Annotated in this window: 19 protein-coding genes; 7 read left to right on the top strand and 12 right to left on the bottom strand. The window is 62.5% G+C overall.

The features are described from left to right. Nucleotides 1–130 precede the first annotated feature (130 nt). The 9 genes from F3H98_RS15460 to cysS form a co-directional block, all read right to left on the bottom strand. The gene (locus F3H98_RS15460; RefSeq protein ID WP_149761033.1) at nt 131–820 is read right to left on the bottom strand and encodes a glutathione S-transferase family protein; all 690 of its coding nucleotides are present in this window, start codon (nt 818–820) and stop codon (nt 131–133) included. 39 nt (nt 821–859) lie between these two features. Beyond that, nucleotides 860–1,777: an EamA family transporter RarD gene (rarD, locus tag F3H98_RS15455; protein WP_149761032.1), complete on the bottom strand. Its 918-nt coding sequence runs from the start codon at nt 1,775–1,777 to the stop codon at nt 860–862. 91 nt (nt 1,778–1,868) lie between these two features. Beyond that, nucleotides 1,869–3,485, bottom strand: coding sequence for a citramalate synthase (gene cimA / locus F3H98_RS15450; protein ID WP_149761031.1), 1,617 nt, complete (start codon nt 3,483–3,485; stop codon nt 1,869–1,871). A gap of 205 nt (nt 3,486–3,690) precedes the next feature. Further along, nucleotides 3,691–4,653, bottom strand: a complete 963-nt coding sequence (gene pip / locus F3H98_RS15445) for a prolyl aminopeptidase (RefSeq protein ID WP_149761030.1) — start codon at nt 4,651–4,653, stop codon at nt 3,691–3,693. After that, nucleotides 4,650–5,126: a GFA family protein gene (locus F3H98_RS15440; protein WP_149761029.1), complete on the bottom strand. Its 477-nt coding sequence runs from the start codon at nt 5,124–5,126 to the stop codon at nt 4,650–4,652. The genes pip and F3H98_RS15440 overlap by 4 nt, the downstream gene beginning before the upstream one ends. Beyond that, nucleotides 5,123–5,614 (bottom strand): GFA family protein, encoded by a 492-nt coding sequence (locus tag F3H98_RS15435; RefSeq protein WP_149761028.1) that lies wholly within the window; start codon nt 5,612–5,614, stop codon nt 5,123–5,125. The genes F3H98_RS15440 and F3H98_RS15435 overlap by 4 nt, the downstream gene beginning before the upstream one ends. Beyond that, nucleotides 5,611–6,000: a VOC family protein gene (locus F3H98_RS15430; protein ID WP_149761027.1), complete on the bottom strand. Its 390-nt coding sequence runs from the start codon at nt 5,998–6,000 to the stop codon at nt 5,611–5,613. The genes F3H98_RS15435 and F3H98_RS15430 overlap by 4 nt, the downstream gene beginning before the upstream one ends. Continuing rightward, nucleotides 5,997–6,416, bottom strand: coding sequence for an endonuclease domain-containing protein (locus F3H98_RS15425; protein WP_149761026.1), 420 nt, complete (start codon nt 6,414–6,416; stop codon nt 5,997–5,999). The genes F3H98_RS15430 and F3H98_RS15425 overlap by 4 nt, the downstream gene beginning before the upstream one ends. A gap of 251 nt (nt 6,417–6,667) precedes the next feature. Continuing rightward, nucleotides 6,668–8,254: a cysteine--tRNA ligase gene (cysS, locus tag F3H98_RS15415; RefSeq protein ID WP_149761025.1), complete on the bottom strand. Its 1,587-nt coding sequence runs from the start codon at nt 8,252–8,254 to the stop codon at nt 6,668–6,670. Between the two features lie 346 nt (nt 8,255–8,600). Here cysS and F3H98_RS15410 point away from each other — a divergent pair, with 346 nt between their 5' ends. After that, nucleotides 8,601–8,759 (top strand): transcriptional regulator, encoded by a 159-nt coding sequence (locus tag F3H98_RS15410; protein WP_149761024.1) that lies wholly within the window; start codon nt 8,601–8,603, stop codon nt 8,757–8,759. Nucleotides 8,760–8,762: 3 nt separating this feature from the next. On the opposite strand, the gene F3H98_RS15405 is transcribed toward F3H98_RS15410, so the two are convergent. Beyond that, a complete protein-coding gene (locus F3H98_RS15405; RefSeq protein WP_149761023.1) occupies nt 8,763–9,383 on the bottom strand; it encodes a LysE/ArgO family amino acid transporter in 621 nt (206 codons plus the stop codon). A 77-nt stretch (nt 9,384–9,460) separates the two neighbouring features. Then, nucleotides 9,461–10,228, bottom strand: a complete 768-nt coding sequence (locus F3H98_RS15400) for an SOS response-associated peptidase (protein WP_149761022.1) — start codon at nt 10,226–10,228, stop codon at nt 9,461–9,463. Between the two features lie 126 nt (nt 10,229–10,354). On the opposite strand from F3H98_RS15400, the gene F3H98_RS15395 reads away from it, so the two are divergent. The 4 genes from F3H98_RS15395 to F3H98_RS15380 all read left to right on the top strand — a co-directional run bounded on the left by F3H98_RS15395 (nt 10,355) and on the right by F3H98_RS15380 (nt 12,575). After that, complete coding sequence (locus F3H98_RS15395) at nt 10,355–10,780, top strand: NUDIX hydrolase (protein WP_149761021.1); 426 nt, start codon at nt 10,355–10,357, stop codon at nt 10,778–10,780. 63 nt (nt 10,781–10,843) lie between these two features. Then, complete coding sequence (locus tag F3H98_RS15390; protein WP_149761020.1) at nt 10,844–11,218, top strand: TIGR02301 family protein; 375 nt, start codon at nt 10,844–10,846, stop codon at nt 11,216–11,218. Nucleotides 11,219–11,357: 139 nt separating this feature from the next. Further along, a complete protein-coding gene (locus tag F3H98_RS15385; RefSeq protein WP_149761019.1) occupies nt 11,358–11,615 on the top strand; it encodes a hypothetical protein in 258 nt (85 codons plus the stop codon). Nucleotides 11,616–11,759: 144 nt separating this feature from the next. Further along, a complete protein-coding gene (locus F3H98_RS15380) occupies nt 11,760–12,575 on the top strand; it encodes a hypothetical protein (protein WP_149761018.1) in 816 nt (271 codons plus the stop codon). A 41-nt stretch (nt 12,576–12,616) separates the two neighbouring features. On the opposite strand, the gene F3H98_RS15375 is transcribed toward F3H98_RS15380, so the two are convergent. After that, entirely contained in the window at nt 12,617–13,948 is a 1,332-nt protein-coding gene (locus F3H98_RS15375) for a dihydroorotase (RefSeq protein ID WP_149761017.1), read from the bottom strand. Nucleotides 13,949–14,026: 78 nt separating this feature from the next. Between F3H98_RS15375 and ygfZ the strand changes: the two genes are divergently transcribed. Next, nucleotides 14,027–14,893 (top strand): CAF17-like 4Fe-4S cluster assembly/insertion protein YgfZ, encoded by an 867-nt coding sequence (gene ygfZ, locus F3H98_RS15370; RefSeq protein WP_149761016.1) that lies wholly within the window; start codon nt 14,027–14,029, stop codon nt 14,891–14,893. Beyond that, nucleotides 14,890–15,504: an HD domain-containing protein gene (locus F3H98_RS15365; RefSeq protein WP_149761015.1), complete on the top strand. Its 615-nt coding sequence runs from the start codon at nt 14,890–14,892 to the stop codon at nt 15,502–15,504. The genes ygfZ and F3H98_RS15365 overlap by 4 nt, the downstream gene beginning before the upstream one ends. The last annotated feature ends 51 nt before the right edge of the window (nt 15,505–15,555 follow it).

The raw sequence follows: 15,555 nt of genomic DNA, 5'->3' as shown, positions 1-15,555 counted from the left end.
ATCGATGCTGGCCTCCTATCCAGCCAGCATCTTGAATCACAAAATCAAACCAACTGGAATCCCTAACGATTCGGTCAAACTCGGAAACGCTCTAGAGCGAGTTGTCGGTTCTGAAAGAATCGGAACCGCTCTAGGCGCCGGTGGCGCGGTAGTCCTCGACGATATCGCCAGACGCCATGATTTCGTTCTCGTGACCAACTTCGCGCCAGGTCTCGGCGAGAGCGGCATCATACCATTCGCGCATCGCTGGCAGATCGCGGATCATCTGCGCATAGGCATTGCCGCGTTTTCCGAAATCCAGCCCGAACACCAGGGCGCGGAACGTCACGGGCGCAAAGAAGGCATCGACGCCACCGAAAGCTCCACCTGCCAGGAACGGACCGCCGAAGCGCTCCAGCCCCTCGTTCCACAGCTCGCCGATGCGCGCGATATCGCGTTCCAGTCCCGCCGGACGCTGCCTTAACTTCACGCGCACCCCGCAGCTCATGCCGCAGACGTTGCGCAGGTCCTGAAACGAGGAGTGCATTTCGGCCGATGCGCAGCGCGCCCAGGCGCGCGCCACGGCATCCTTCGGCCAGACGCCGGGGTGGCGCTCGGCGAGATATTCGACGATCGCGATTGAGTCCCATACCGCGATGCCTCCATCCCTCAGGCACGGCACCCGTCCGCTCGGCGAGAACGGACGGTACGTCTCGTAGCTCGGACCCGCCGGGAATGGAATCTGCCGTTCGCGGAAGGGAATGCCAAGGGTGCGCATCAGCAACCAGGGTCTCAGCGACCAGGATGAATAGTTCTTGTTGGCGATGAGAAGTTCGTACATTCCGGTCCCCAAGACATCACAGGCATTCTCTTCAAGCGATCACGCCGCTTGCTGTGCTTTCGGTGCGAAAAACATCGACCACGAATAGATGGCCAGCGCCACCCAGATGAGGCCGAAGGCGAGCGCGTGGATGGCGTCGAATGGCTCGCCGAATACGAAGACGGCAATCAGGAAGACGATGGTCGGTGCGATATACTGCATGATGCCGATGGTCGAAAAGCGCAGCAGCCGTGCGCCAAAGGCAAACAGCAGCAGAGGCACCGCGGTCACCGGTCCGCAACCCAGAAGCAGCAATGTGTCGCCCGGTGCCCCGGTGAGGAAATGCCCCTGCCCCGTCGACTGCAGCCAGATGACATAGCCAAGTGCTGGAACCGACAGCAAAAGCACTTCGAGGAAGAACCCCTGGCTCGGGCCGATCGGCAGCGTCTTGCGGAAATAGCCGTAGGCGGCGAACGAGAAAGCCAGCGCCAGCGAAACCCAGGGCAACTGCCCTGCCTCGAAAGTGAGCACTGTTACCGCGACAGCCGCCAGCGCCACTGCGAAAATCTGGGCCCGGCCAAGCCGCTCGCTGAGAAGCAGCGCTCCGACGACGACGTTGACCAGCGGGTTGATGTAGTAGCCAAGTGCGGTCTCGACTGTCCTGTCGACGGCGATCGCCCAGACATAGATGCCCCAGTTCACGGTGATCAGCGTCGCCGTCAGCGCGGCCATCGCCAGCATGCGCGGCGAGCGGATGGCCACCTTGAAATCAGCGGTGCGGCGCAGCCAGACGAGCGTGGCGCCGGCAATCGGCACCGACCACAGGATGCGGTGCGCGACCACTTCGGTCAGCGGCAGATGCGCCACCGCCTTCATGTAAAAGGGCAGCAACCCCCACAGGAGATAAGCGCCAAGCGCCAGCGCGAAGCCCCGTGAGGCATCGGTCTGGGCAGGTGGAGGCGTCGATTGGGCTGTCATGGCCGCACTCTATGCGCCGTGGCAGGCCAAAGGACCATTTCAAACTTCTTATGGTCCATGAAGTTTCCGCTGATGGTTCAGTGGCGTTTTGCTACTCCGCCGCCACCAGCCCAGCCATTTCGCGGTTTTTCATCAGCTTGTAGACAATCGAGTCCATCAACGCCTGGAACGAGGCATCGATGATGTTGTCGGAAACGCCGACCGTCCACCAGCGTGCCCCGGTCGCATCGTGCGATTCGATCAGGACGCGGGTGATCGCCTCGGTGCCGCCATTGAGGATACGCACCTTGTAGTCGACCAGTTCGAGATCGCCGATCTCGGCCTGGAATTTTCCGAGATCCTTGCGCAGCGCGATGTCGAGTGCATTGACAGGCCCGTGGCCCTCGGCGACCGACATCTTCTCCTCGCCGTCGACCAGCACTTTCACGATCGCTTCCGACACCGTCTTCAACTGGCCGTTGGCGTCGAAACGACGCTCGATCATGCAGCGGAACGAGGTGACCCGGAAGAATTCCGGCACGGTGTGCAGCATTTTTCGCGCCAGAAGCTCGAAACTCGCATCGGCGCCTTCATAGGCATAGCCTTCGGCCTCGCGCTCTTTGACCACCGAGATCAGCGCGTCGAGCCGATGATCATCCTTCGGCACGTCGATGCCGCGGCGCTTGAGCTCGGCCACGAAATTCGCCTTGCCGCCCTGGTCCGACACCATGACCTTGCGGCGATTGCCGACCGTTTCCGGCGGCACGTGCTCGTAGGTTTTTGGCTCCTTTGCCAGCGCCGAAGCATGGATGCCGGCTTTCGTGGCGAATGCCGAGGTTCCGACATAGGGCGCCTGGGCTTCGGGCGCACGGTTTAGCAATTCATCGAAGCCGCGCGACAGCCGCGAAATGCCGGCAAGCTGCTCTGCTGAAATGCCGGTCTCGAATTTTTCCGCGAATGCCGGCTTCAGCGCCAATGTCGGAATGATGGAGATGAGGTTGGCGTTGCCGCAACGCTCGCCGATGCCGTTCAACGTGCCCTGGATCTGGCGTACGCCGGCTTCCACCGCGGTCAGCGAATTGGCGACCGCCTGGCCGGTGTCATCATGGGCGTGGATACCGAGGTTGCCACCTGGAATGCCGGCGGCGATCGCCTTGGCGACGATCTCGCGCACTTCCGAGGGCTGCGTGCCGCCATTGGTGTCGCACAGCACCACCCAGCGCGCACCGGCGTCATAGGCGGTCTTGGCGCAGGCCAGCGCATAATCGGGATTGGCCTTGAAGCCGTCGAAGAAGTGCTCGCAGTCGACCATCGCCTCCTTGCCGGCCGCGACCGCCGCCTCGACGGAAGCGCGGATGGCGTCGAGGTTTTCCTCGTTGGTGCAGCCGAGCGCCACGCGAACGTGATAGTCCCAGCTCTTGGCCACGAAGCAGACGGCATCCGACTTCGCCTGCACCAAAGCGGCCAGGCCCGGATCGTTGGACGCCGATACCCCCACCCTCTTGGTCATGCCAAAGGCGACGAATTTCGAGTGTGCCGTACGCTTTTCAGTGAAAAAAGCCGTATCGGTGGGATTGGCGCCGGGATAGCCGCCTTCGACATAGTCGACGCCGAACTCATCCAGCAGCTTTGCGATGGCGATCTTGTCCTCGACGGAAAAGTCGATGCCCGGCGTCTGCTGGCCATCACGCAGTGTCGTGTCGAAGAGGTAGAGGCGTTGTTTTTTCATTGAAATACCAATGAAGGTCGCGGTCCTTCGCGCCCCCCTCTGTCCTGCCGGACATCTCCCCCACAAGGGGGGAGATCAGCCGGCCGCTTTGTTTTCGCCAATCTCCAACGCTTCAGAGGAGGCTGTATTGTCGAAGCTGCCAATCTCCCCCCTTGTGGGGGAGATGTCCGGCAGGACAGAGGGGGGCAACGTAGCGCGCAAAAGGTCACGACGATTTCCCCGCAAAACCGTCCGTCGCGCGGATCAGGCGGTCCATGATCGCCGGCTCTGAATAGGCGTGGCCGGCATTTTCGAGAATGTGGAACTCGGCCGCCGGCCAGGCCTTGTGCAGTTCCCATGCTGTCGCCGGCGGACAGGCCATGTCGTAGCGGCCCTGCACGATGACACCTGGAATGCCCTTCAGCTTTCCGGCGTCGCGGATAAGCTGGCCCTCGTCCATCCAGCCGGCATGGACGAAATAATGGTTTTCGATGCGGGCGAAGGCCAGCGCGAATTCGTCCTGGCCGAAGGCGCCGCTGGTCACGGGGTCCGGCAGCAGGGTGATCGTCTCGCCTTCCCACAGGCTCCACGCCTTGGCCGCAGCGATGCGCACCGCAGGGTCGTCGCTGGTCAGCCGCTTGCGGAAGGCTGATATCAGGTCGCCGCGTTCGGCATGCGGAATCTGCGCGATGAAACGCTCCCATTTGTCGGGAAACATCAGCGAGGCGCCGTGCTGATAGTACCACAGCAACTCCGAGCGGCGCAGTGTGAAGATGCCGCGCAGCACCAGTTCGCTCACGCGCTCCGGGTGCGTCTCGGCATAGGCCAGCGCCAGCGTCGAGCCCCATGAGCCGCCGAACACCAGCCATCGGTCGAAGCCGACCATTTTGCGCAGCCGCTCGATGTCGGCGACCAGATGCCAGGTGGTGTTGGCTTCCAGTTCCGCATGCGGCGTCGACTTTCCGCAGCCGCGCTGGTCGAACAAAATGACGTCATAAAGCTGCGGATCGAACAAGCGCCGGTGCTTCGGCGAAACGCCGCCCCCGGGGCCCCCATGCAGAAACACCGCAGGCTTGGCGCCCTTTGTGCCGGAACGCTCCCAATAGACCTTGTGGCCGTCGCCGACGTCGAGCATGCCGGTCTCGAACGGCGTGAGTTCCGGATAAAGGTTACGCAAATCGCTTGTCATTTCTTGCCTGCAACTGGCCATTGGTCGGTATCGTGATCGGGATGCTGGTGGTTGGACGGTGCAACTGCCTCATACCAGGAGGTCTCGTCCGCCGCCGGCTCCATCCCGTCGAGTTCCCCGAACCACGGCATTTTTTCGTCTGGGCCGCACTGGAATTCCGGCTTGACCGATGCCGGCTCGTCGAGGGCGCCGAGCACCACATTGATGCTGTCCCTGTCGACGACATCGAAGAACAGCGGCGTGCCGCAGCTACGGCAGAAGCCGCGCCGCACGACATCGGACGAATGGAACCAGCCGACCTCACCGCGTGTAATCGTGAGTGAAGCCTTTGAAGCGCGCGCCAGCGGCAGGAAATAATTGCCGGAGGCTTTCTGGCACATGCGGCAATGGCAGATATGGGCGTTCTCCAGCGCCTGGTCGATGCGATAACGCACCGCGCCGCACTGGCAGCCGCCGGTTGTCGGTTCGTTCATTTGCGCTCCTTGGGCGGCCATTGATCGGTATCATGGTCGGGATGCTGGTAGGAGACGAGGTCGGCGAGGTAAGAGCTGGTCTCCTCGTCGGTGATGGTCTCCGCGCCGAGCAACGCGGGGATGCCGTCAGCATAAGGTAGCTTCGCCTCGATGCCCCACTGAATGCTCGGCGCGATGACGGACGGGTCGTCGAAAGCGCCAATGGCCAAGGCAGTTCCCTCGGGCGCTTCGAAGGTCAGCGGCGTGCCGCACGCCTCGCAAAACCCCCGGAAGCCATGGCTGGAGGATTTGAACCGCTTCGGTTCGCCCCGCGTCCACACGAGTTTGGCGTCACGCACGGAGACGAGCGCGGCATAAAAATTGCCGCTGGCCTTCTGGCACATGCGGCAGTGGCAGATGGATGCTTCGCCGAGCGCGCCCTCGACGTGGAAGCGCACCGCGCCGCACTGGCATCCGCCCGAGTAAACCGGCTTGTTGTCGAGGCTCATGCCGATTCCGCCGCGTGGCAGACGGCTTCCACATTGTTGCCGTCGGGATCGTAGACAAAGGCGGCGTAGTAGTCCTTGTGGTAATGCGGGCGTGGTCCCGGCTCACCATAGTCCTTGCCGCCCGCGGCGATCGCGGCGGCGTAGAAGGCGTCCACGTCGGCGCGGCTCTTCGCAGTGAAGGCATAGTGGCGGCCGGGTCCCGTCGGCGAAGCCTCATGCAGCCAGAACACCGGCCGCTCGCGCCCGTAGCCGCCGACCTTGACGCCGCCGGTGTATTCGGCCGGCACCATCATCAGCAGCGAAGCGCCCAGCGGTGCAAACGCCTTGTCGTAGAAGGCTTTGGCCTTGTCGAAATCGGCAACAGCGATGCCGGTGTGATCGATCATGCGAATTCCTCCGGTTGCGTGGTTTTGCCTGATGCCTGCCGAAGCGCGTCCTCCGCCGCCAGCCCGGCTGAAATGACGATGTGCTGGCACACGCCATCGATATCGGCAAGCACGTCGCCGTTCCAGAAGCGCAGCATGGTCCAGCCGTCCTGCTCAAGACGCCTAGTCCTCGCTTCGTCGGCATCCGAACGTTCGGCGTCGGCGTGTTGTGACCCGTCGACCTCAACGATCAGCGTTTTGGCCGAACACGCAAAGTCAACGATGTATCCCGCGATGGGTACCTGTCTGCGAAAACCTAGGCCCATCAGACGATGCGCACGCAATTCATTCCACAGCTTCAGTTCCGCGTCCGTCATGACCCGGCGCATGGATTTTGCGCGGGCGCGATTTTTCGGAGGAAGCGGCGTATGGGGCATGATCAGCAGGCCTCGCCTTCGGTCAGACCGAACCAAGCTTAAGGCAGTCGCTCTACGTTGCCCCCCTCTGTCCTGCCGGACATCTCCCCTACGAGGGGGGAGATCAGGCCGGCCGCTTGCACGGCGCCTTACTTTGCAACGTTCGCGATTGACGGAAGCGAAAATGGCAGCTGATCTCCCCCCTTGTGGGGGAGATGTCCGGCAGGACAGAGGGGGGCGCTGTCCCGCAGACCTTTCCGCAATCTGACGCCTCACCGTTTGACCTCCCAGGTGGTGACGCGCTCGCCGGTGGCTGGGTCCTTGCCGTCCTTCAACTGGATGCCCTGCGCCAGCAACTCGTCGCGGATGCGGTCGGCTTCGGCCCAGTTTTTCGAGGCGATGAGGGAGAGGCGTTCTGCGATCCGATTGGCAACTTTAGCTCTGCTTATTCCGCTCGCATCGGCCGCCATTTCTCTAATCCTCAAACCAATAGCGCTCCTAGCTGAAGCCATCTCAGGATAGCCGAGCTTTTGAGCGTATTGATCGTCTGTAAGATCAAAGCGCTCCTGGGCAAAAGCGACAGCTAAGCCTAGGAAAGCAATGTCAATTCCGAACTGACGGGCCCCTTCATTCGAAGACCGGCCCACGTTTTCCTGCTTGGTCAAGTAAGCTATTGCAGCAGAAGTATTGAGATCATCACCCAGAACTGAAACCAGACCATCACTAGGTGATCCCTTAAGTTCCTGCAGAGTAAGTTGGTCCATGATCGACCACCAAGTGGTGAGTTTGCTTTCCGCTTCCTCCAGTCGCCTCAAACTAAAATCGATCGGCTCACGGTAGTTGGTCATCAGCATCGCCAGTCGCAGCACCTCGCCCGGCCACTTGCGCCCGCCAAACGTCTCGGTGTTCAGCAACTCGTTGATCGTAACGAAATTGCCTTCGCTCTTGGCCATCTTCCTGCCTTCGACCTGCAAAAAGCCGTTGTGCATCCAGATGTTGGCCATCTTCTCCGAGCCGAAAGCGCAGCAAGACTGCGCCAGTTCGTTTTCGTGGTGCGGGAAGACGAGATCGATGCCGCCGGCATGGATGTCGAAGACATTCTTCTCCGGGTCGTCGCATTTCAGCCCCCCGCCATAGGGCTCGAGCAGCTTCGCCATCGACATGGCCGAGCACTCGATGTGCCAGCCCGGACGGCCGAGAACTTCGATACGCGCGGGCGACGGCCAGCCGGGTTCGCCTGGCTTCGACGGCTTCCAAAGCACGAAATCCATCTCGTCGCGCTTGTAGGCGGCAACGTCGACGCGGGCGCCAGCCAGCATGTCGTCCAGCGCGCGCCGCGACAGCGCGCCATAGCGCGGCCCCTTGCGCGCATTCATCGCCGAGGGCGAGAACAGCACATGGTCCTCGGCGACATAGGCGACGCCATTCCTCACCAACCGCTCGATCAGCGCCCGCATCTCCTCGATATGCTCGGTGGCGCGCGGCTGGCTGGTGGGCGGAAGGCAGCCGAGTGCGGCCACATCGTCCTGGAACTGCTGGTTGGTCTTTTCGGTGACGATGCGGATCGCCTCGTTCAACGGCAGGTCGGGATAATCACGCGCCGCGCGCGCGTTGATCTTGTCGTCGACGTCGGTGATGTTGCGGACGTAGTTGACGTGATCGGCGCCGTAGAGATGGCGCAGCAGCCGGAACAGGACGTCGAAGACGATCACCGGCCGTGCATTGCCGATATGGGCGAAATCGTAGACCGTAGGGCCGCAGACATACATGCGCACGTTGTTGGCATCGATGGGGACAAAATCCTCCTTCGTGCGCGTCAGCGTGTTGTAGAGCCGCAAACCCCTGGAACCGTCAGACATAAAAAACCCCTGGCCTGCTGGCCGGGGCGTTTGCTTGTCTGTCGAGAGAGAAGGCGAAAACGTCCGGTCCAGCGCTTGGCGCTAGCCAATAATGCAAATGCCGCAAATGGCGAAAAACGTTTTCATCGCGGGCTTTATCGCCCTGCCGACTGTTGCCGTCAAGCCGCATTCTCAATGGAAAATGGTCGCTTTTTCGGAACCAACCCGCTCCGTAAGTTTTTATTAAACATGTCTATACAAGAAAACAGGGTTACCGGCGGTTTTATTGGGTTGGCGTCACGATTTCGACCCATTCAGCCATCACTTCCGGCCCCCTCAACGCAACATGACCCAAGGGAAGAGAACAATGCCACGAAAACAGAGCGAAGCCGAACGTGCCCGCGCTCAACACGCTGATCTCACGAAACAGTACCGCGCCATCGGCCTTGCCGCCGTACAGGCCGCGCTGATCTGCTCTGCCAAGAAGCGGAGCGTCAACACCACCAAGACCGTGAAGGCCGCCTGAAAGTCAGGCGAGACGGGCGATCAGGCCAAGTCCGATCGCCGTCATGACGACACCGATCAGGATGTCGAGCACGCGCCAGGCCGCGGGTCTGGCAAAAATCGGCTGAAGCAGCCGGGCGCCGTAGCCCAGGCCAAAGAACCAGACGAATGACGCGACTACCGCGCCGGCGCCGTAAGCAATGCGCGCCGAGCCCTCGAAGCTTGCCGACAGCGAGCCGAGCAGCACCACCGTGTCGAGGTAGACGTGCGGGTTGAGGAAGGTGAAGGCGAGACATGCGGCGATCGCCGCCTTCAGGCTGCCCTCGCCCCTTTTTGCGGCGTACAGGGCTTCCGGGTGCATGGCGCGCCGGAACGCCAGTAAAGCATAGGCAAACAGGAACAGCGCGCCTCCAACGGTGACCGCCAGGATGAGTTGCGGCGACCTGGCAATCAGCGTGCCCAACCCGGCGACTCCTGCCGCGATCAGCAACGCGTCCGACGCCGCGCAGATCAGGCAGAGAATGAAGACATGCTGCTTGAGCAGCCCCTGGCGCAGGATGAACGCATTCTGGGCGCCGATCGCCAGGATCAGCGAGGCGCCGAGCAGAAATCCGGAAATGGCGGCGGAAGCGAGCGATGACGACATGCCGCCTTCTGGCGTTCTTGGTGCAGCCGGCGCAATAGGCCAGTTTCAGACAAAATCGGCCATTCGGGAATCTCAGCCTAAAAAAGCGTCAGTTGGCCGGGGTCCGGGTCGACGGCTGCCTTCTTCGGCCTTTCCACGGGCGCTGTGGCAACCGGCTCGGCACGTTCCTGGATTTCGGGGCCAGTATTCGCTGGTTTGTTGACCTTGTCGGAGACAGGAATGGCCTCGAAGAAGCCGGGTTCGGCCGGACGCAGCAGATCGGCCACGTCGCGCGGCTCCTGAAAACGACAATCCAGCCAGCGCGCGAAATCCTGCTGTTGGATGACGATGGGCATGCGGTCGTGAATTGCTGAGAATTCCGGGTTGGCATTGGTAGTCAGGATGGCCCCGGTATCGATCTCGGAACCGCCGGGTTCGGACCAGGTTTCCATCAGGGCGGCAAAGGCGACGATGCCGCCGGCCTTCGGCCGCACCCAATAAGGCTGGGACTGCTTGTTGCCGATGCGTTTCCATTCGTAAAAACCTGATGCCGGGATCAGCGCGCGGCGGTGCCGCATCGCTGCCTTGAACGAAGCCTTTTCAGCCGCCGTTTCGGAGCGCGCGTTGAACAGAAGCGGCAGATCGCCGGGATTCTTGGCCCAGCCGGGAATCAGCCCCCAGCGCACCAGAAGCGTGCGACGCTCCGGCAGATTGGAGCCCGGGGCGCGAGGCGGGGCGGCAATCGCCATCAGCACCGGCTGGGTCGGCGCGATGTTGTAGCGCGCCGGGAACTCCTCGACCTCGTCGAGCCCCAGAAACGCCGCCGTCTGGTCCGGCCCGGCTGTAAGGGCAAATCGTCCGCACATGAATGCGCCTGCATTTCTCCAGTGCGGCTTGCCCGCAACTCTATGTGGGCGCTGGATCATGGCGGCTCAACCGAATCCGTGCCAAGACTGTGCCCGTCCACAAAAATTTGCACTGCAAATGAAGCCATGAGCAGCCTCGCCGTTCCCGCCGTTTCCGTCGCCCTGGTGCGCGGCGACCGCATCCTGCTCGTGCGAAGGGGTCGCGCACCGTCGCTCGGCCTTTATGCGTTTCCGGGCGGGCGCGTGGAGGCCGGCGAAACCATCGAAGAGGCGGCGCGGCGCGAGCTTCTGGAAGAAACCGGGCTGACGGCGGGCGAGCTTTCACCGCATCGCGAATACCTGATCGCACGAGAGCCGGACGGCAAACCCGTCGATTTCCGGTTGCAGGTCTTCAAGGGTCTTTACCGTGACGGTGAAGCCGAAGCCGGCGACGACGCAGACGAGGCCGGCTGGTTCACGCTGGCCGACATGGAAAGCCTGCCGGTCATTGCTTCCGTGCTCGAAGTCGCCAGGGAGCTACTTACCGTGCCGGACGCTGATCTCCGGTCGTAACGGCGGCGACAACCTCCCGCTTCGACGCCTTGCAGGTGACAAAATCTTTCGCCACAAGGGCTTATGGTCACTCGCTCAGTTCTTTTCGCCGCGTCCCTCGCCTTCGCCACAGCGATGAGCAGCACTGCGCAAGCCGCCGAGGCGCCTTTCGAGAGCCGGTTGATGCGATTGGCCGAGGTTCTGGGGTCGCTCCATTATCTACGCAATCTTTGCGGCGAGACCGGCGACCAATGGCGCGGCCAGATGGAAAAGCTGCTCGCGGCGGAACATCCGGATGCCGCGCGGCGCGCCCGATTCATTGCCAATTTCAACCGCGGCTACCGCTCGTTCGACGAAATCTACGTCGCATGCACCCCTTCCGCAGCCGAAGCGATCAGTCGCTACATGAAGGAGGGTGAGGCGTTGAGTCGCGAAATTGCCGGGCGATATGGCAATTAAATGACTGTTAACTTTTCCAGCAATGGCTAAAATACAAGCTGGGGTAGTCGTGCTAAAACCCTTAACGGGACATTAAAAGGGACGACTCAAGTTGATCCGTATTTGAACGGATATGTGCTTGAAAGGGTGGAAGTTGAGTATGGAACATACCGCTAGCGATATCGACGCCCTGGTCAGGGAAGAAAAGCGGCTGACCGCTGTCGAGAGCCACAACGAAGCCTGGGCGGAAGGCCTTTCCGCCGGCATCGAGCCCGACATCATCGCGGAGGCGGCCCTTGCCACCGCTTTTGCCGAACTGCTGCGCACCAACGGCGAAAACGCAGCGCTGGCCTTGCTCGACCGCATGCGCGACAAGGTCATCGCCGGCGAGTTCGAGGAAGACCGCCGCTGCCATTGAGCGGCTGACACCGGTCATCATTCCCGCGGGTGTTGCTCTGCCGCATCCCCAAGCCCGGCATTTCTGTGTATATGATCGCGGGGATGAACCGGGCCAGCGGCGGCCCGGTGCCGAAAAAGTGCGATTGCGATAATGAATTCTGGAATGAACGCGGCCGGTTCCGGCCACGAAAGGCGCGCCTCCCGCTGGCTGCTGCTTGCTTTTGCCGCGATAGCCTTTGGCCTGCCGGCTTTCGCCACACCCGCATGGTCGCTCAGTGAGATAAAACGCGAGCAGGCGCCGGCGCCGAAAGGCGAGGAAGCGGTCGAGCAGGAGCCGCTGCCGCCGGTCGACGGCGTGCCGCTGCCCGATCCGATCCAGAATACACCGCGCGCCGACGAGCCGACGCCGGACGACCAGACCGAGCCCGGTGAAGCCACGCCGGATAACGCCAACCCTGAAGGCACGCCGGGAGACAACTCGGCCAGGCACACCGTCGATCCAGGCGCGCCGCTGCCGGAAGTCGTCTACGACCTTCAGAAACTGCCTGAACCGGTCAGGCGCATGCGCCAACTGATCGTGGACGCCGCCCAGAAGGGCGACATCGAGGCACTGCGGCCGCTGATCGGCAGCGGCGAGAGCATCACCCAGCTTTCGCTGGGCGGCCTCGAAGGCGATCCGGTCGAATTCCTGCGCGAACTGTCAGGCGACAAGGAAGGCCAGGAAATCCTCGCCATCCTCGAAGAAGTGCTCAATGCCGGCTATGTGCATCTCGACGCCGGCACGCCCAACGAACTTTATGTGTGGCCGTATTTCTTCGCCATCCCGCTGGACAAGCTCGATGCGCGCCAGCGCGTCGAACTGTTCAAGATCGTTACCGCCGGCGATTACGAAGACATGAAAACCTATGGCGCCTACATCTTCTACCGCGTCGGCATCACGCCGGACGGCCGCTGGTCATTCTTCGTCGCGGGCGACTGACCGCCATCCGTTCCTTCTCCCGTGAACGCGGAGAAGAGAGACTAACCCCGCCCCGCTTCCGAAAACTCCACCGGCTGCCCCTGCCCCGGCATGACGATCTCGCCGTCCCACATCACGCGGTTGCCGCGCACGATGGTGCCGACCGGCCAGCCGGTGACTTCCTTGCCATGGTATGGTGTCCAGCCGGCTTTCGAGCCGGCCTGTTCGTTGGTGATCGTCTCGCGACGCTTCATGTCCACGACGGTGAAATCGGCGTCGTAACCGGCGGCGATCCGGCCCTTGCGGGCCATGCCGAAGATGCGGTTGGGGCCATGGCTGGACAGGTCGACAAAGCGTTCGAGCGTCAGTCGGCCGGCGTTGACGTGGTCGAGCATGATCGGCACCAGCGTCTGTACGCCGGTCATGCCAGACGGCGAGGCCGGATAGGGCTTTGCCTTTTCCTCAAGCGTATGCGGGGCATGATCGGAGCCGAGCACGTCGACGACGCCTTGCGAAATGCCGCGCCAGATGCCGTCGCGATGACGAGCCGCACGCACCGGCGGGTTCATCTGGATCAGCGTGCCCAGCCGCGCATAATCGTCGGCGGTCAGCGTCAAATGATGCGGCGTCGCCTCGCAGGTCGCGACGTCCTTGTGCTGCTCCAGGAAAGCGATTTCTTCCGCTGTGGAGATATGCAGCACATGGATTCTGGCCCGCGCGGCGCGGGCGATCCGCACCAGCCTTTCGGTACAGCGCAGCGCGGCGATCTCGTCGCGCCAGATTGGATGCGAAGCCGGATCGCCTGCCACCTGCTCGCCGAGACGTTCGCGCAGCCGGAATTCGTCCTCGGAATGGAAGGCGGCGCGCCGTCGCGTATTCCTCAAAATCGAAGCGACGCCCTCATCGTCCTCGACCAGAAGGTCGCCGGTCGACGAACCCATGAAGACCTTTATTCCGGCAGCGCCCGGCAGCCGCTCCAGTTCGCCGACGTCGGCGGCATTGTCGCGGGTGCCGCCGACCCAGAAGGCAAAATCGCAGTGCATCCGGTTGGTGGCGCGGCGTATCTTGTCGGCAAGTGCCGCTTCACTGGTGGTCAGGGGCTTGGTGTTGGGCATTTCGAAGACGGCCGTCACGCCACCAAGTACGGCGGCCCGCGATCCGGTCTCAAGGTCTTCCTTGTGTTCGAGCCCCGGTTCGCGGAAATGCACCTGGCTGTCGACGACACCCGGCAGGATGTGCAGGCCCCGGCAGTCGATCGTCCCGCCAGCCGAGGCTGCGCCGAGGTCGCCGATCGCAGCGATGCGCCCGCCGACGATGCCGATATCGCGCTTGCCCTGGCCGTCGTGGTTGACCACCGTTCCGCCGGTCAGGATGAGATCGTAGGTTGACGCCATGCTGGTACCGCTGCTCTTGCCGTGGGAATGCCAGCGGCTTACGTAAAGGCCTCCCGAAATGCAAGCCATCCAAGGCCCATGACCGTCGTTCACCTTGCCAACCGCACGCTCATCTCGGTCTCCGGACCCGACGCCGAGCATTTCCTGCAGAACATTCTCACCACCGATCTCGACACGCTTGCCGATGGGACTGCACGGCCCGGCGCGCTGCTTGCGCCGCAAGGCAAGATCATGTTCGACTTTCTGATCTCCCGTTCCGGGACGGACGGCTTCCTGCTCGACTGCCGCGACGACATTGCCGACGATTTCATCCGCCGGCTGATGCTTTACAAATTGCGTGCCAAGGTCGAAATAACCAAGCAGGACCAGGCGCTTGTCGGCGTTTCATGGGATTCCGATTCAACGGCTTCGCAAACTGATTCAACCGGCGTTCGCGATCTCCGTTTCCCGGAAACCACTCCGGTGCATCGTTCTTACGGCAGCGCGGCCGCCGCTTCCGGAAACGAACACGATTGGGCGGCGCTGCGCATCGCGCACGGCATCGCGGAAAGCGGCGCCGATTACACGCTCGGTGACGCCTTTCCGCACGACGTGCTGCTCGACCAGATGGACGGCATCGGTTTCAAAAAAGGCTGTTACATCGGCCAGGAGGTGGTGTCGCGCATGCAGCATCGCGGCACGGCGCGGCGGCGGGTGCTGGTCGCCACGGCGGAAACGCCCTTGCCGCCAGCCGGCACAGAGATCACCGCCAACGGCCGCCCGGTCGGCGCGCTGGGCAGCGTTGCCGGCATGGCCGGCCTGGCGATCGCCCGCATCGACCGCGTCAAGGACGCCATCGACGCCGGAACGCCGCTGTTGGCAGGCGATCTCACGGTGAGCTTATCCATCCCCGGCTGGGCGCGGTTCACCTTTCCGCAGGACGCAGCCAGTGCGGAGGACGCCTGATGGCGGACAAGGCCGGAGCGCCGCCGCGTGCCTGGCAACGCATGCTGTCGGGCCGCCGGCTCGACCTGCTCGACCCCTCACCGCTCGACATCGAGATCAGCGACATCGCGCACGGGCTTGCCCGCGTCGCCCGCTGGAACGGCCAGACCAGCGGCGACCATGCATTTTCCGTCGCCCAGCATTCGCTGCTGGTCGAGGAGATTTTCAGCGCGGGCTGCAAGAGTGCGACACCCTCGGCCCAACTTGCTGCACTTCTTCACGACGCGCCGGAGTATGTCATCGGCGACATGATCTCGCCGTTCAAGGCGGTCGTCGGCGGCGGCTACAAGGACTGCGAACTGCGCTTGCAGCGTGCGATCCATATGCGTTTCGCACTGCCTGCGGAACCCGCTGCCGGCCTGCGCAAGGAGATCAAGAAAGCGGACCAGATCGCCGCTTATTTCGAGGCAACGGTCATCGCCGGCTTCTCTGTCGCCGAGGCGACGCAGTTTTTCGGTCGTCCGCGCGGCGTTTCGGCCGATCTTTTCGATCTTGCCTCCCAGCCGGCAAAAAAGATCCAGCAGCGCTTCCTGGCGCGTTTTCATGCCATCGAAAAGCAGCGCAGCGCCTGAACTGCAGGCTGCGGAGCATCACGGCTTTCGGCGCCGAACCGGTCGGGTAGC

It is taken from the genome of Neomesorhizobium albiziae, from assembly GCF_900114255.1.
Taxonomy (GTDB): domain Bacteria; phylum Pseudomonadota; class Alphaproteobacteria; order Rhizobiales; family Rhizobiaceae; genus Neomesorhizobium; species Neomesorhizobium albiziae.
Note: the sequence above shows the minus strand (reverse complement) of the source record. Positions and strands in the feature narration are given on the sequence as shown.

What these genes read in the sequence shown, in the direction of transcription:
- cimA (WP_149761031.1), bottom strand. Translation starts at nt 3,485, where the DNA reads ATGAAAAAACAACGCCTCTACCTCTTCGACACGACACTGCGTGATGGC.
- F3H98_RS15405 (WP_149761023.1), bottom strand. Translation starts at nt 9,383, where the DNA reads ATGTCGTCATCGCTCGCTTCCGCCGCCATTTCCGGATTTCTGCTCGGC.
- F3H98_RS15440 (WP_149761029.1), bottom strand. Translation starts at nt 5,126, where the DNA reads ATGAACGAACCGACAACCGGCGGCTGCCAGTGCGGCGCGGTGCGTTAT.
- F3H98_RS15435 (WP_149761028.1), bottom strand. Translation starts at nt 5,614, where the DNA reads ATGAGCCTCGACAACAAGCCGGTTTACTCGGGCGGATGCCAGTGCGGC.
- cysS (WP_149761025.1), bottom strand. Translation starts at nt 8,254, where the DNA reads ATGTCTGACGGTTCCAGGGGTTTGCGGCTCTACAACACGCTGACGCGC.
- F3H98_RS15460 (WP_149761033.1), bottom strand. Translation starts at nt 820, where the DNA reads ATGTACGAACTTCTCATCGCCAACAAGAACTATTCATCCTGGTCGCTG.
- F3H98_RS15385 (WP_149761019.1), top strand. Translation starts at nt 11,358, where the DNA reads ATGGAACATACCGCTAGCGATATCGACGCCCTGGTCAGGGAAGAAAAG.
- ygfZ (WP_149761016.1), top strand. Translation starts at nt 14,027, where the DNA reads ATGACCGTCGTTCACCTTGCCAACCGCACGCTCATCTCGGTCTCCGGA.
- F3H98_RS15400 (WP_149761022.1), bottom strand. Translation starts at nt 10,228, where the DNA reads ATGTGCGGACGATTTGCCCTTACAGCCGGGCCGGACCAGACGGCGGCG.
- rarD (WP_149761032.1), bottom strand. Translation starts at nt 1,777, where the DNA reads ATGACAGCCCAATCGACGCCTCCACCTGCCCAGACCGATGCCTCACGG.
- F3H98_RS15425 (WP_149761026.1), bottom strand. Translation starts at nt 6,416, where the DNA reads ATGCCCCATACGCCGCTTCCTCCGAAAAATCGCGCCCGCGCAAAATCC.
- F3H98_RS15380 (WP_149761018.1), top strand. Translation starts at nt 11,760, where the DNA reads ATGAACGCGGCCGGTTCCGGCCACGAAAGGCGCGCCTCCCGCTGGCTG.
- F3H98_RS15430 (WP_149761027.1), bottom strand. Translation starts at nt 6,000, where the DNA reads ATGATCGATCACACCGGCATCGCTGTTGCCGATTTCGACAAGGCCAAA.
- F3H98_RS15375 (WP_149761017.1), bottom strand. Translation starts at nt 13,948, where the DNA reads ATGGCGTCAACCTACGATCTCATCCTGACCGGCGGAACGGTGGTCAAC.
- F3H98_RS15410 (WP_149761024.1), top strand. Translation starts at nt 8,601, where the DNA reads ATGCCACGAAAACAGAGCGAAGCCGAACGTGCCCGCGCTCAACACGCT.
- F3H98_RS15390 (WP_149761020.1), top strand. Translation starts at nt 10,844, where the DNA reads ATGGTCACTCGCTCAGTTCTTTTCGCCGCGTCCCTCGCCTTCGCCACA.
- pip (WP_149761030.1), bottom strand. Translation starts at nt 4,653, where the DNA reads ATGACAAGCGATTTGCGTAACCTTTATCCGGAACTCACGCCGTTCGAG.
- F3H98_RS15395 (WP_149761021.1), top strand. Translation starts at nt 10,355, where the DNA reads ATGAGCAGCCTCGCCGTTCCCGCCGTTTCCGTCGCCCTGGTGCGCGGC.